This is a genomic window from Bradyrhizobium sp. (assembly GCF_035309285.1).
Classification (GTDB): Bacteria; Pseudomonadota; Alphaproteobacteria; order Rhizobiales; family Xanthobacteraceae; genus Bradyrhizobium.
Genome location: NZ_DATGFH010000038.1, coordinates 1 through 12,880, shown reverse-complemented (window position 1 = coordinate 12,880; position 12,880 = coordinate 1). Strand labels below are relative to the sequence as shown.

Sequence of the window (12,880 nt, the reverse complement as noted above, 5' to 3'; positions counted from 1 at the left end):
GGCAGCGGCGCTATTCGGTACATTTACGCCGTATGCGGCATTGAAGCTGACCGCCCTAACCGGCGATAAGGCATCTCCCGGCTTCTGGCTGATGTGCGCGGCGGCGAGTGGCTTCATGGCCGCGGTTGCCATCTACCGCAGCGGAGCGATCGAGGCGCGCGAAAAAGCGGTCGCCTCGCAGCATGCGTGAGATAGCAGCCGGTTAGGCACTCGCCTGCCGGCCGCTTTGATTTCCATGCAAACAAAGCTAACAACACGGCATGGTCGACTTGAATCGTAAATTCGACGTGCTGGTGATCGGCGGCGGCAACGCCGCGCTGTGCGCTGCGATCAGCGCGCGGCGGGCCGGCGCATCGGTGCTCGTTTTGGAGGGCGCCCCGAAATTCTATCGCGGCGGCAACACCCGCCACACCCGCAACATGCGCTGCGCCCATGACGCGGCAACCGACATCCTGACCGGGCCCTACACCGAAGAGGAGTTCTGGGAGGATCTCTTGCGCGTCACCGGCGGCCAGACTGACGAAGAGCTGGCGCGCATGATGATCCACGAATCCAAGGACATCCTGAACTGGATCGTCGAGCAGGGCGTGCGCTGGCAGCCGTCGCTGGGCGGCACGCTCAGCCTCGGCCGCACCAACTCCTTCTTCCTCGGCGGCGGGCGGGCGATGCTGAATGCGCTTTATCGCACGGCGGAGGAGCTTGGCGTCGAGATCCTCTACGACGCCGAAGTGCGCGACCTCGACATCGCCGACGGCATGTTCCTGTCGGCCTCGCTGCAACACAAGGGCAAGCCCGTGACCGCAAAGGCCTCGGCGCTGGTCGCGGCCGCCGGCGGGTTCGAAGCCAACATCGAATGGCTGAAGCAGCATTGGGGCGAGGCCGCGGAAAATTTCCTGATCCGCGGCACGCCCTATAACCGCGGCTCGATCCTGAAAATGCTGCTTGCCAAGGGCGTGCGGGAGATCGGCGATCCGACCCAGTGCCATGCGGTCGCAATCGACGCCCGCGCGCCGAAATTCGACGGCGGCATCATCACGCGCCACGACTCGGTGGTGTTCGGCATCGTCGTCAACAAGCACGCCAAACGCTTCTACGACGAGGGCGAGGACATCTGGCCGAAGCGCTATGCGATCTGGGGGCGTCTCGTCGCCGCGCAGCCCGACCAGATCGCCTACATCATCTTCGACTCCAGCGTGGTCACGAGCTTCATGCCGACGCTGTTCCCGCCGATCGCAGGCGCGACTGTTGCCGAGCTCGCTGCCAAGCTCGAGCTCGACCCGGCCGCGCTGGAGAAGACCGTAACCGAATTCAACGCTGCGGTCAGGCCCGGCACGTTCGATCACACCATCCTCGACGATTGCCGCACCGAAGGCATCACGCCCGCCAAGACGCATTGGGCTCGCAAGATCGAGGCGCCGCCCTACCTCGCTTATCCGGTGCGGCCCGGCATCACCTTCACCTATCTCGGCACGCGCGTGAACAGGGAGGCGCGCATGCTGATGAAGGACGGCAAGCCTTCCGCCAACATGTTCGCCGCCGGCGAGATCATGGCCGGCAATGTGCTCGGCAAGGGCTATGCGGCCGGCATGGGCATGACCATCGGCAGCGTGTTCGGGCGCATCGCGGGACGGGAAGCGGCGAAGAATGCGAGGAACTAGCGCCACGATGAGATCACCTCTCCCGGTAAGCCGGACGTCGGCCGTGCCTGCCGGCGCGGAAGAGCCGATCTCGCTGCGCGACATGGGCTCGTTCCATGTCGGCGGGCGGCTGGTCGAGATCGAGGGCAAGCCGATCAAGGAGGTGACCTTCACGGCGGGCGGCGTGCCGGCCAGGGTCGACCCCAACGGCACCTACCAGGTCGAGCAGATGTATGTGCAGTACTTTCTCCCCGTGAACGAGCGCGGCGCCTGTCCGTTCCTGCTCTGGCATGGCGGCGGAATGACCGGCGTCACCTACGAGACCACGCCGGACGGGCGCGAAGGCTGGCTCAACTATTTCCTGCGCAAGGGCTGGAGTGTTTACAATTCCGACGCCGTCGAGCGCGGGCGTGCGGGGTGGGCGCAGTATCCCGACGTCTTCAAGGGCGAGCCGCTCTTCCTCACCACCGCCGATCCGTTCGCGCGCTTCCGCATCGGCGACGGCCCCGCCTCCCACGATCCCGATCCGGCCAAGCGCAGGCTGATGCCGGGGAGCCAATTTCCCAATGAAGGCTACGAGACCTTCGTCAAGCAACTCGCGCCTCGCTGGACCACCACCGATGATGCGATCGTCGCGGCCTATATCGCCGAGATCGACCGCGTCGGCCCCTCCATCATCCTGTTCCACAGCCAGGCCGGTCCTTTCGCCTTCAAGGTGGCGCAGACGCGCCCCGACAAGGTGAAGGCGCTGATCGCGGTCGAGCCGGCCGGTGTCGGCGATCCCGCGAAGGTCGACGTGCTGAGGACCATCCCGACGCTCATCATCTATGGCGATTACATCGAGCGCGACCCGCGCTGGCCGAAGATTCGCGCGACGGGCATAGCGTTTGCCGAAGCGATGAAAGCCGCCGGCGGCAGCGTCGACGTCATCGATCTGCCCAGGGTCGGAATCCACGGCAATTCGCATTTGACGATGATGGACAAGAACAACCTCGAGGTCGCGGGCCTGATCCAGACTTGGCTGGAGGGCAAAGGCCTGAGCAGGAAGCGTTGAAAGATGCACGGCACGCAAATCCTCGAAGAGACCGACCGCCTCATGACGGTCTGCAATTCCTGCCGCTATTGCGAGGGACTGTGCGCGGTGTTTCCCGCGATGGAGATGCGCCGCGCCTTTTCCGACGGCGACCTCAACTATCTCGCCAATCTCTGCCATGGCTGCGGCGCCTGCTACACCGACTGCCAGTTCTCGCCGCCGCATGAGTTCAACGTCAATGTGCCGCGGACGCTCGCGATCGCCCGCGCGGAGTCCTATGCGGCCTATGCCTGGCCGCGTGCCTTTGCGGGGCTGTTCGCGCGCAACGGCCTCGTCATCAGCGTGATCGCGGCGCTGAGTGTGGCCGCCTTCATCTTCGGCTTTGCGGCGGCGAACGATCGTGCCGTGCTTTATGGCGTCCACACCGGTCCCGGGGCGTTCTATCAACTGATGCCGCACAACACGATGGCAGCGCTGTTCGGCGCGGCGTTCCTTTATGCGATCCTGGCGCTCGTGATGAGCGTGCGCGCGTTCTGGCGGGACATCGGCGAGCCCATCGGCATGACGACAAACGCGAAGTCGCTGTGGCAAGCGATCCGCGACGCTGGCGAATTGCGCTTTCTCGATGGCGGCGGGGTCGGCTGCTTCAACGAGGACGATCAGCCGACCGACCGCCGCAAGATTTTCCATCATCTGACGTTCTACGGCTTCATCCTCTGCTTCGCGGCGACCTGCGTCGGCACGCTCTATCACTACCTCTTCGCACGCGAGGCGCCCTATCCTTGGTGGGATTTGCCGGTCGTGCTCGGCACGCTCGGCGGCATCGGGCTCCTGATCGGACCGATCGGATTGCTGGTCGCGAAATCGCAGCGTGATCCCGTGCTGGTCGATGAACAGCGCACCGGCATGGACACCGCGTTCATCCTGATGCTGTTGCTGGCGAGCTTCACGGGACTCATCCTTTTGGTGTTGCGCGCGACAGCGGCGATGGGTCCGTTGTTGGCGCTGCATCTTGGCTTCATCTTTGCCCTGTTCATCACCCTGCCCTATGGCAAGTTCGTGCACGGCATCTATCGCTTCGTGGCGCTGGTGCGATATGCACGAGAGCGGCAGATGATGGCGGGAGAGTAGGAACCCGTAGGGGCGCTTTGCCCACCCTACGATTCTCGGTCGTCATTGCGAGGAGCCAACGGGTCCGCGCGAACGCGCGGCCCGATGACAGGCTCCGCGACAAAGTGATCCATACCGCCTCAACGGAGACATGGATTGGATTGCTTCGCTTCGCTCGCAATGACGAGGACACAACTCCGCATTCCCGCGGCACGAACTGCCCGAGTGATACATCATCATCGTCCCTCGAAAGTCAGAGGGAGCAGGGAATGCCGGGTGCAGGCCGCACCCGCGAGCCTTGCGTGCAAAGAAAGTGCACTTACGCACGCAGGCAACAACAGGGCAGCCGGAACAACCGGCATTCCCTGCGCAATGGTTTACGGCTTATACGTACTCTCCCCGGTGTGCCGGGCTTTGTAGCCACCGTCGCCCGCCGATAATCACCGGCAGACTTGACCTCAGCGTCGGGAGGCCAGGACCACACGATTTCGCCGTCCGCATTGGCGCCGCTCGCCTTGCGACACCACCGCGTCCATCGCATCCCGACTCCAACGTCCGTGGCGGTGCGCGGTCGCCCCTCTCAAGGGAATCAGGATGCGCGGATACAACCATAATATTCTGATTAACGGAAGCTCAATATTTCAGGCAAAGGGGCTTGACATCGATTCTGATAAGACGAAGTGGCGGGAAGTGATTTGCCCGACGGTTCGGAGCCGTTGCAGAGCCACATCACCGACGGCATCAAGCGTGTGCTCGCGAAATACGGATTGCGCGCGAAAGGCAGAGGATGAGATGCCGGCGGAAGCCGAAGAGGCCCTGCCGTCGCGGAAAGCGGCGCCTTCCTGTACTGATCAAGTGTGAGGCCGCGCACTGATGGATCGAACCGACCGCTTCCGGGGTGACACGACGGAGTGTCCACCTGAACTGGAGAAGATTTCATGTCCTTCTGTACCCGAGCATTGTCGCTCCTTGTGGCCTCCGCGTTGCTCGGCAGCGCAAGCGCCGACGCCGCCACCTTCATGATCTCGCCCGGCGGTCAGGCCGGACCGCATATTTCCGGCACCATGACCATGCTCGGCGGGCGGCCGCCTTGCAATTATTGCGGTCCGAAAGCGCCTCCGCCGATCCCGCGCAGCGCCGCGAGCGATCCGTATGATACGAGCAAGAACCTCAACCCCGGCGGGGGCGGCGGCCTGAGGCCCGGGAAGAAACCAAATCTGGACTAAAGCGCAATGATTTGAGGAAGAATCATCATCGCGCTTTAGCATCTTGTTTGCGCATGACGTTTTCGGAAAACCGCTTCACACTTTTCCGGATCATGCGCTAGATCGGATGTCCTTCGTCAGGGCCGGGCATGACACCTGAGTTGGTGCACGATGAGTCTCACAACTCCACCACCACGTAATCGCTCTCGACCGCGACCTTGACGGTCTCGGCGATGTACGGGCCTTTCACAACCGCCGTGCCCGGCTCGATATTGACCGGGTACGCCTTCACGCGGAAGCGGCGGGGATCGCAGTAGGATTGCCCGGTGCGGATGTCGAACTCCCAGCCGTGCCAGGGGCAGCGGAGGATTTCGCCGAGCCTGGTGTACTGGATCTCGCCGGGATCGGTGGATTGCGCAAGACCGATCAGCGGGCCTTCGCACAGAGCTGCGCCCTGATGCGGGCAGCGATTGAGCAGGCCAAAGAACTCGCCGTTGATGTTGAAGATCGCGATCGGCCGGTCGTCGATGGTGACGAATTTGCGCGTCCCCGGCGGCAGCTCGCCGACCGGGGCGATGACGTGTTTTGTCATGACAAGATAAGGAGACAGGTTGAGCTATTGCCACAGGTGCAATTCACCTCTCCCATAGGGAGAGGTCGGATCGCGCCAGCGATCCGGGTGAGGGGTTTCGCTCTCACGATGGACCTTATCCCCTCACCCGAATTGCTTCGCAATTCGACCTCTCCCCCTGGGAGAGGTGAACGGAGACCGCGGACAAGACGGTCATCCTCCATCAGGAAATTCCGTACAGCTTTTTCGCGTTGCCGAGATAGAAGGCCTCGCGGTTGGCCTCGGAGACACCCGGCGGCAGCACGCGCGACGGATCGTCGAAATCCCAGTGCGGATAGTCGGTCGCGAACAGAAGCTTGTCCCAGCCGATCCAGTCGATGACGTCGAACAGATGATCGCGCCGCTCCGGGTCTTCCATCGGCTGCGTGGTCCACCAGATCTGCTCGCGGATAATGTCCGACGGCGGCCGCTTCACATGCGGCACTTCGCTTCTGAGGCGCTGCCAGACCTTGTCGAGCCGCCAGGCCAGCGAGGGCGCCCAGCCGAAGCCGGCCTCGACCATGATCATCTTCAATGTCGGATGACGATCGAACACGCCTTCGAGCACGAGGCTCGCGAGCGCCGTCTGCTGGCACTGCGAATGGCCGACCATCTCCTCGATGTAGTAGCTCGGCCAGCCCGACGCGGTGATCGGATTGCCGCCGAAGCCGAAGGCGTGCACGCCGATCGGAAGGCCCGCCTCCTCGGCTGCCTCATAGATCGGCCAGTAGCGGCGCTGGCCGAGCGGCTCGACATTGCGGCTGAGCAGCAGCACCTGGACATAATCCTTGTCGCCGGCGCGCTTCCTGATTTCCTTTGCCGCGGTCACCCCGTCCTCGTTGGCGACCACGATCGAGCCCTTCAGCCGCGAATCCTTCGAGGTCCACTTCTCGATCTGCCAGTCGTTGATCGCAGAACAAATCGCCGCGGCCAGATCATGGTTGCGAAGGCCCTGCCCGGTCCTGAGCGGGTTGAGCACGCCGAGCACGACATTGTTGGGATCGAGGTGCTGCTTCTGCATGAAGGACAGCGAAGAGCCCTGCGGACCGCCTTCCGGTGGATAGGCATCGCGACGCGAGGCATTGGGCTGCGCCTTCGGATAGGGCGGCCCTTCCATCATGCCCTGATAGGGATGCTCCTGGTAAACCTGCAGATGCTCGTGCCAGCGCTTGGCGAGAAAGGGATAGAGCTCGGTCTTGGTGGCGCGCGCCGGATGAATATCGCAATCGGCGATCGCGATTTTCACCTCGACCTTCGACTCGACTTCGGGACGATCGCGGAGCTGGATGTTCATGAAACCGTCTCTCTATTGTTTGGGCATGATCCTTGTCCGAAAACCGGAACGCCACTTTTCGGGGATCATGCCCGGACAGGCTCCTTAAGCCGGCCGTAAGTGGCAAGCGGATTATCGATCATGATCTTGCGCACGAGATCACTTGATAACCCCTCCGGCAGCGCTTCGTTGCCTTCGAATTGCCAATGCGGATAGTCGGTCGAGAATAGGATCAATTCGTCCGATTGCATATGGTCGACCAGGCGGTTCAGCAGGGCGGGGTCCGGTGGCGCGTCGACCGGCTGCAGCGAGAAGCGGATATTGCTGCGCACAATTTCCATCGGTGCGCGGTCGACCCAGGGGGTTTCCATGCGGATGCCGCGCCAGAACTTGTGCAGCCGCCACACGAATGGCGCGAGCCAGGTGAAGCCACTTTCGAGCATCACCATCTTCAGCGAGGGATGGCGCGCGAACACGCCTTCGACGATCAGGCTGGTGAGCTGGGTTTGGAATGCCTGCGCCTGGGCGACGTAATCCTCGATGTGGTAGGAGCCCCAGCCGACCGAGGTCGGCGGATTGTGATAGGCCGAGCCGGCATGGATGCCGATCGGCAAACCGAGCCGCTCTGCCGCGGCATAGATCGGCCACAGCGCGCGCTTGCCCAGGGGCACGTCGCCCATGACGAGCATGAGCACCTGGACGAAACGCTTGTCCCTGGCGCAGCGCTCGATCTCGGCCACGGATTTTTCCACGCTTTGGGTGGGGATCACGATCGAGCCGCGCAGCCGCGCGTCCTTGTCGAGCCATTCCTTGACAAGCCAGTCGTTCAGGGCACGGCAGAACGCGTCCTGCATGTCCTCGGAAAACACCATCTGCACGCCATAGAGCGGGTTGCAGATGCCGTAGGCGACCTGGAACGGATCGAGCGCCTGCGTCTGCATGTCCTCCAGACTCGAGCCCGGCTTGCCCTTGGCCGGCCGCCAGTCGGGACGCGAGGAGATCGGCGAATTGGTCGGATAGGATTGCGAGATCAGATCGACCATGCCGCGCGTCGTCACCTGGTCGCGCCAATAGTCGTTCATGTAAGGCAAGAGGCTGGTGAGATGCGGCACCGCCGGATGCAGATCGCAATCCACACCGCCGGGAAGCGGGGTCGTCATGAGGTTTCCTCTGACCTGTTTCCTCTCATCTGGCGCAATTGCTGCGCCGCTCGTTACAGCCATTGAAGCAGGCCGCTCGTTGCGCTGCAACTCGGCAAAGCCAGAGCTGGTATGCTAGGGAGGAAGGCAAGGACGCACGGAAGAAGCTGATCCTGCAGCGGAGCTGGTCATATGAAAGAACTCATCGGCATCGCCGAACAGATCGCGGCCAAGCTGATCGCGAAAAAGCAGACCATTGCGGTCGCGGAATCCTCCACCGGCGGATTGATCGCGGCCTCCCTCCTCGCCGTACCCGGGGCGTCGGCCTATTTTCTCGGCGGCGCGGTGGTCTATACGCGCGACGCACGACGGCTGCTGATGGACATTCCCGAAGAGGTGATGAAGGGCATTCGTTCGGCTTCGGAGCCTTACGCCAAATTGCTGGCGGAACAGGTGCGACGCCGTTTTGCAACGGATTGGGGGCTGTCGGAGACCGGCGCCACCGGGCCGACCGGCAACCGCTACGGCGATGCCGCCGGCCATAGCTGCATGGCGGTCGCAGGCAGCGAGACGTCGGTGATCACGCTCGAGACCGGCAAGAACGACCGGCAGGCCAATATGCACGAGTTCGCGAAGACAGCGCTGGGGTTGTTGCTGAAGAATTTATCTTAGCTGCGGCGGCTGTTGCTTGAAAACGCTCGTTGTCGTCCAGTGAGCGCAACAACTACGCCCCGTGGTTATGGGTCCCCGCTTTCGCGGGGACGACAGCGGAGATTATTTCGCTGTCATTCCGGGATGGTGCGAAGCACCAGACCCGGAATCTCGAGATTCCGGGTTCGATGCTTCGCATCGCCCCGGAACGACGGCTGCCACCATCACCTCTCCCGGAACGCACGCATGAACTGGTCGTGGAGCGGCTTCATCAGGTAGGACAGCATGGTGCGCTCGCCGGTCTGCACGAAGGCCTCGACCGGCATGCCCGGAATCAGCTTGACGTCGCCGAGGCGGGCGATCTCGTCCGGGGGCATCGAGACGCGGATGGTGTAGTAGCTCCGGCCGGTGCGCTGGTCGGTGGCGACGTCGGGCGAGACGCGGCTGACGAGGCCGTTCAACTCCGGCGTGGTGCGCTGGTCGAAGGCGGAGAATCGCAGCAGCGTCTTCTGGCCGACCTGCAGCTTGTCGATGTCCTGCGGATTGACCTTGGCCTCGACCTGCAGATGGTCGGTCTGCGGCACGATCAGCATGATGGTGTCGCCGGCGGCGATGACGCCGCCGACGGTGTGCACGGTCGACTGCTCGACAATGCCGTCCTGCGGCGCGCGGATGTCGACCCGCCGGAGCTGGTCCTCCGCGGTGACCTTGCGCTCGGTGAGCTCGCCGATCTTGTCGTTGGTCTCGCGCAGATCCTTGGAGACCTCGCTCTCCATGTCCTTGTCGACCTGGATGATCTGCAATTCGGTCTCGCTGATCTTGCCCTTGGCCTGCGCCCGCGAGGCGATGAACTGCGCACGCTCGCCGTTCAACCGCGCGGCATCGCGCTCGAGCGTCGTGAGCCGCGAGAGCTGCACGAGGTGCTTGTCATAGAGATCCTTGACGCCGCTGAGCTCCTGTTGCACCAGCGCGATTTCCTGATCCTTGGCCTTCTCCTGCGCCTCAAGTCCCGAGATCTCCTCGTTGAGCTGGGTGATGCGCTCGCGCAGCTGCGCCTTCTGCCCGGCGCGGCCGTTGACGCGCACATCGAACAGCTTGCTTTCGCTTGCCATCACGGCCGCGACGTCGGGATCGCTGGCGCGCCCGGTGAGTTGCTCCGGAAACTTGACCTTGTCGAACCCGCCCTGCTCGGCCTCAAGCCGCGCCGCGCGCGCCGTCGCGGCATCGAGGTCCTTGGTGACGAGCGCAAGGTTCGCCTTGGTGACGGTATCGTCGAGCCGCACCACGATCTGGCCGGCCTTGACCTTGTCGCCGTCGCGCGCGAGCAGTTCGCCGACCACGCCGCCGGTCGGATGCTGCACCTTCTTGACGTTGGATTCGACCACGATCTGGCCCGGTGCGATCAGCGCGCCCGAAATCTCCTGCGTCGAGGCCCAGCCGCCGATGCCGCCCGCCAATACCACCACCAGCGCCAGGCCGATGATCAAATGCAGCCGAATCGACCGGCGCGCACCCTTCAGGCCGGGGGCGATCAGCATGCCTTTCAGCGCAGGGTCGATCAACATCACGGCTTGCCTCCCGCATCGGAGACGATCTTGATCGGCGCAGGCCCGGCCACGCGCGGCTGCAGCACCTGCGCCAGCACCTGCTCCTTCGGACCGAAGGCCTGCATGCGGCCGTCCTTCACGACCAGGATCTGGTCGACGCCCTCGATGCCGATCGGCCGGTGCGCGACCACCACGACGACGGCGCCGCGCTCGCGCGCGGCGCGCACCGCCCGTGTCAGCGCCTCGTCGCCCTCGGTATCGAGGTTGGAGTTGGGCTCGTCCAGCACGATCAGGAAGGGATCGCCGTAGAGCGCGCGGGCCAGCGCGACGCGCTGGGCCTGGCCGGCCGACAGCGCGCTGCCCTGCTCGCCGACATGCGTGTTGTAGCCGTCGCGCATCTTGATGATCATCTCATGCACGCCGGCCTCCTTGGCCGCGGCGATGATGTCTTCGGATTTGGCGCTCGTATCGAAGCGGCTGATGTTCTGCGCCACCGTGCCACTGAACAGCTCGACGTCCTGCGGTAGATAGCCGATGTGCCGGCCGAGCATGTCCGACGACCATTGGTCGAGCGCGGCGCCATCAAGCCGGACCTTGCCGCGAAACGGCTGCCAGACGCCGACGAGCGCGCGGATCAGGGACGACTTGCCCGAGCCGCTCGAGCCGATCACGCCCAAACCCTGGCCCGCGGTCAGCGCAAAGCTCACGTCCTGGATGATCATCCGCTGATCGCCGGGTGCGGCGATGCCGACACCCTCGACCGACAGCCGGCTCGCGGGAGCCTGCAACTGGTGCGGCTTGGGCCGTTCCGGGATCTGCTCCAGCAAGCGGTTAAGGCGCTCCCAGCTCTGCCGCGCGGCGACAAAGCTCTTCCAATGCGCGATCGCGAGATCGACGGGCGCCAGCGCCCGCGCGCTCAGGATCGAGCCCGCGATGATGATGCCGGCGGTCGCCTCCTGATGGATGACGAGATAGGCGCCGACGCCGAGCACCGCCGATTGCAGCATCATGCGCAGCACCTTGGCGATCGCCCCAAGGCCGCCGGTGATGTCGGAGGCGTTCTGGTGGCCGGCCAGATATCTCTCATTGGCCTCGCCCCAGCGCTGGTTGAGCCGGGCGGCCATGCCCATGGCGACCATGACCTCGGCGTTGCGACGGCTGGCGGCGGCCAGATCGTTGCGCCGCGCAGCGAGCCCCATCGCCGCGCGCGCGGGTTGCCGCGACAGATATTCGGTGACGAGCGTCAGCGACACCAGGACGATGGCGCCGACCAGCGCGGTGACGCCGATCGCCACATGGAAGGCGAAGCAGATCCCGAGATAGAGCGGCAGCCACGGCAGGTCGAAGAATGCGCTCGGCCCCATACTGCCGAGAAAGGAGCGGATGTTGTCGAGATCGCGGAGCGGTTGCAGCCCTTCGCTGCGGGTGCCCAGCGTCAGCGGCAGCCGCACCACCGTGTCGAACACCCTTGCGTTGAGCGCTTCGTCGAGCGCGGTCCCGATCCGCCCGAGGATGCGGCCGCGGATCAGGTCGAGCACGCCCTGGGCCATGTACAACCCGGTCGCGATCACGATGAGGCCGATCAGGGTCGGCACGCTGCGGCTCGGCAGCACCCTGTCATAGACCTCCAGCATGAAGATAGAGCCGGTCAGGTACAGGAGATTGATGACGAAGCTCATCAGCCCGACGCCGACAAAGGCACCACGGCAGGCGCGCAGCGCTTCACCGAGTTCGGAACGCCGGACACCGGGAGCGGCTGCCATCAATGCTGTCTCTTCAAAATGGAAGGGTGGCCTCAATTAATACGGGATTCCAATGACATGTAATACCGGTATTGTACCGGTTTTCACCAGCACCGTCCAACGAACCCAAAATTAACCCTAAATGTAGCTGGCGCGCCTTGCGAAACGCGAGGCCGGAAACAGGGGCCATCCCGGCGGGACAGCCCATTTTTGACGGGTCCGGGGGGCGGTTACCAGCGTCCGCCGCTGCGCAAGAGCCGCACGACCAGGAGCAGGATGATCGCGCCGATAGCGGAATAGATGATCTCCGAGACAAGGCCGGTGCCGAGGCGTATGCCGATCTTCGGAAACAACAGGCTTGCGACCAACGCGCCGGCGATGCCGACCAGGAGGTCGCCGATGATGCCAAAGCCGGTGCCGCGCACGATCTTGCCGGCGAGCCAGCCCGCGATCAGGCCGACGAACAGAATGACGATAAGGCTTTCGTTGGACAGGACCATTTGAAAATTCCCCCTGTTGCGCCAGCGACGGCTCGCGCGCCGGGCAAGCCTACCCATAATGAGGGAGCGTGACGACCGGAAAACCGGTTGCGGTCCCGATTCGCCTTCAAACCGTTACGCCGCGGCAACAGCGGTTTGTTGCGCCGCCCGACCCGATCCGATGTCGCGAACGCCGGATCTCAAGCACCACTCGTCATGCGCGGGCTTGACCCGCCTGCGGGGCCGAAGCCCCTTCGGCCCCGCGAAGGCCCGCGCATCCATCGAAAATGTCTTCTTTCGAAGATGATGGATTGCCGGGTCAAGCCCACGGCTGTCCGGTTTAATTTTGGTGGACATGGCGCATGGCGTGGATTCTTCTGCGGTCTTGAGCATCGCCAAATGTTCGAGACACACAAGGAAGATCTCGCCATGCGCCACCACAATACAGTAATTC

At 63.8% G+C, this 12,880-nt stretch carries 11 protein-coding genes and 2 pseudogenes; 6 read left to right on the top strand and 7 right to left on the bottom strand.

What is annotated here, in order from left to right; all coding sequences use genetic code 11:
- The 5 genes and pseudogenes from VKR55_RS08055 to VKR55_RS08035 form a co-directional block, all read left to right on the top strand.
- A pseudogene (locus tag VKR55_RS08055) lies at nucleotides 1–190 on the top strand (citrate-proton symporter); the annotation flags it as partial.
- A gap of 79 nt (nucleotides 191–269) precedes the next feature.
- Nucleotides 270–1,658: an FAD-dependent tricarballylate dehydrogenase TcuA gene (tcuA, locus tag VKR55_RS08050; RefSeq protein ID WP_324401548.1), complete on the top strand. Its 1,389-nt coding sequence runs from the start codon at nucleotides 270–272 to the stop codon at nucleotides 1,656–1,658.
- Nucleotides 1,659–1,665: 7 nt separating this feature from the next.
- On the top strand, nucleotides 1,666–2,691 hold the full coding sequence (locus VKR55_RS08045) for an alpha/beta hydrolase (RefSeq protein ID WP_324401546.1): 1,026 nt from the start codon (nucleotides 1,666–1,668) through the stop codon (nucleotides 2,689–2,691).
- 3 nt (nucleotides 2,692–2,694) lie between these two features.
- Nucleotides 2,695–3,801 carry a tricarballylate utilization 4Fe-4S protein TcuB gene (tcuB, locus tag VKR55_RS08040; RefSeq protein ID WP_324401544.1) on the top strand — a complete coding sequence of 369 codons (1,107 nt, stop codon included), beginning with the start codon at nucleotides 2,695–2,697 and terminating at the stop codon, nucleotides 3,799–3,801.
- A gap of 917 nt (nucleotides 3,802–4,718) precedes the next feature.
- On the top strand, nucleotides 4,719–5,006 hold the full coding sequence (locus VKR55_RS08035) for a hypothetical protein (protein ID WP_324401542.1): 288 nt from the start codon (nucleotides 4,719–4,721) through the stop codon (nucleotides 5,004–5,006).
- Between the two features lie 157 nt (nucleotides 5,007–5,163).
- Here the strand turns inward: VKR55_RS08035 and VKR55_RS08030 are convergent, their stop codons facing one another.
- From VKR55_RS08030 to VKR55_RS08020, 3 genes are all read right to left on the bottom strand, one after another.
- Nucleotides 5,164–5,577: a Rieske (2Fe-2S) protein gene (locus VKR55_RS08030; protein ID WP_324401540.1), complete on the bottom strand. Its 414-nt coding sequence runs from the start codon at nucleotides 5,575–5,577 to the stop codon at nucleotides 5,164–5,166.
- Between the two features lie 202 nt (nucleotides 5,578–5,779).
- Nucleotides 5,780–6,889: an amidohydrolase family protein gene (locus VKR55_RS08025; RefSeq protein ID WP_324401538.1), complete on the bottom strand. Its 1,110-nt coding sequence runs from the start codon at nucleotides 6,887–6,889 to the stop codon at nucleotides 5,780–5,782.
- 65 nt (nucleotides 6,890–6,954) lie between these two features.
- Nucleotides 6,955–8,028 (bottom strand): amidohydrolase family protein, encoded by a 1,074-nt coding sequence (locus tag VKR55_RS08020; RefSeq protein WP_324401536.1) that lies wholly within the window; start codon nucleotides 8,026–8,028, stop codon nucleotides 6,955–6,957.
- Nucleotides 8,029–8,199: 171 nt separating this feature from the next.
- Here VKR55_RS08020 and VKR55_RS08015 point away from each other — a divergent pair, with 171 nt between their 5' ends.
- A complete protein-coding gene (locus tag VKR55_RS08015) occupies nucleotides 8,200–8,679 on the top strand; it encodes a CinA family protein (RefSeq protein ID WP_324401533.1) in 480 nt (159 codons plus the stop codon).
- A 203-nt stretch (nucleotides 8,680–8,882) separates the two neighbouring features.
- Here the strand turns inward: VKR55_RS08015 and VKR55_RS08010 are convergent, their stop codons facing one another.
- From VKR55_RS08010 to VKR55_RS07995, 4 genes and pseudogenes are all read right to left on the bottom strand, one after another.
- Entirely contained in the window at nucleotides 8,883–10,196 is a 1,314-nt protein-coding gene (locus VKR55_RS08010; protein WP_324401550.1) for an HlyD family type I secretion periplasmic adaptor subunit, read from the bottom strand.
- A gap of 26 nt (nucleotides 10,197–10,222) precedes the next feature.
- Complete coding sequence (locus tag VKR55_RS08005) at nucleotides 10,223–11,968, bottom strand: type I secretion system permease/ATPase (protein ID WP_324401531.1); 1,746 nt, start codon at nucleotides 11,966–11,968, stop codon at nucleotides 10,223–10,225.
- A 209-nt stretch (nucleotides 11,969–12,177) separates the two neighbouring features.
- A complete protein-coding gene (locus VKR55_RS08000) occupies nucleotides 12,178–12,447 on the bottom strand; it encodes a GlsB/YeaQ/YmgE family stress response membrane protein (RefSeq protein ID WP_324401529.1) in 270 nt (89 codons plus the stop codon).
- 114 nt (nucleotides 12,448–12,561) lie between these two features.
- A pseudogene (locus VKR55_RS07995) lies at nucleotides 12,562–12,880 on the bottom strand (hypothetical protein); the annotation flags it as partial.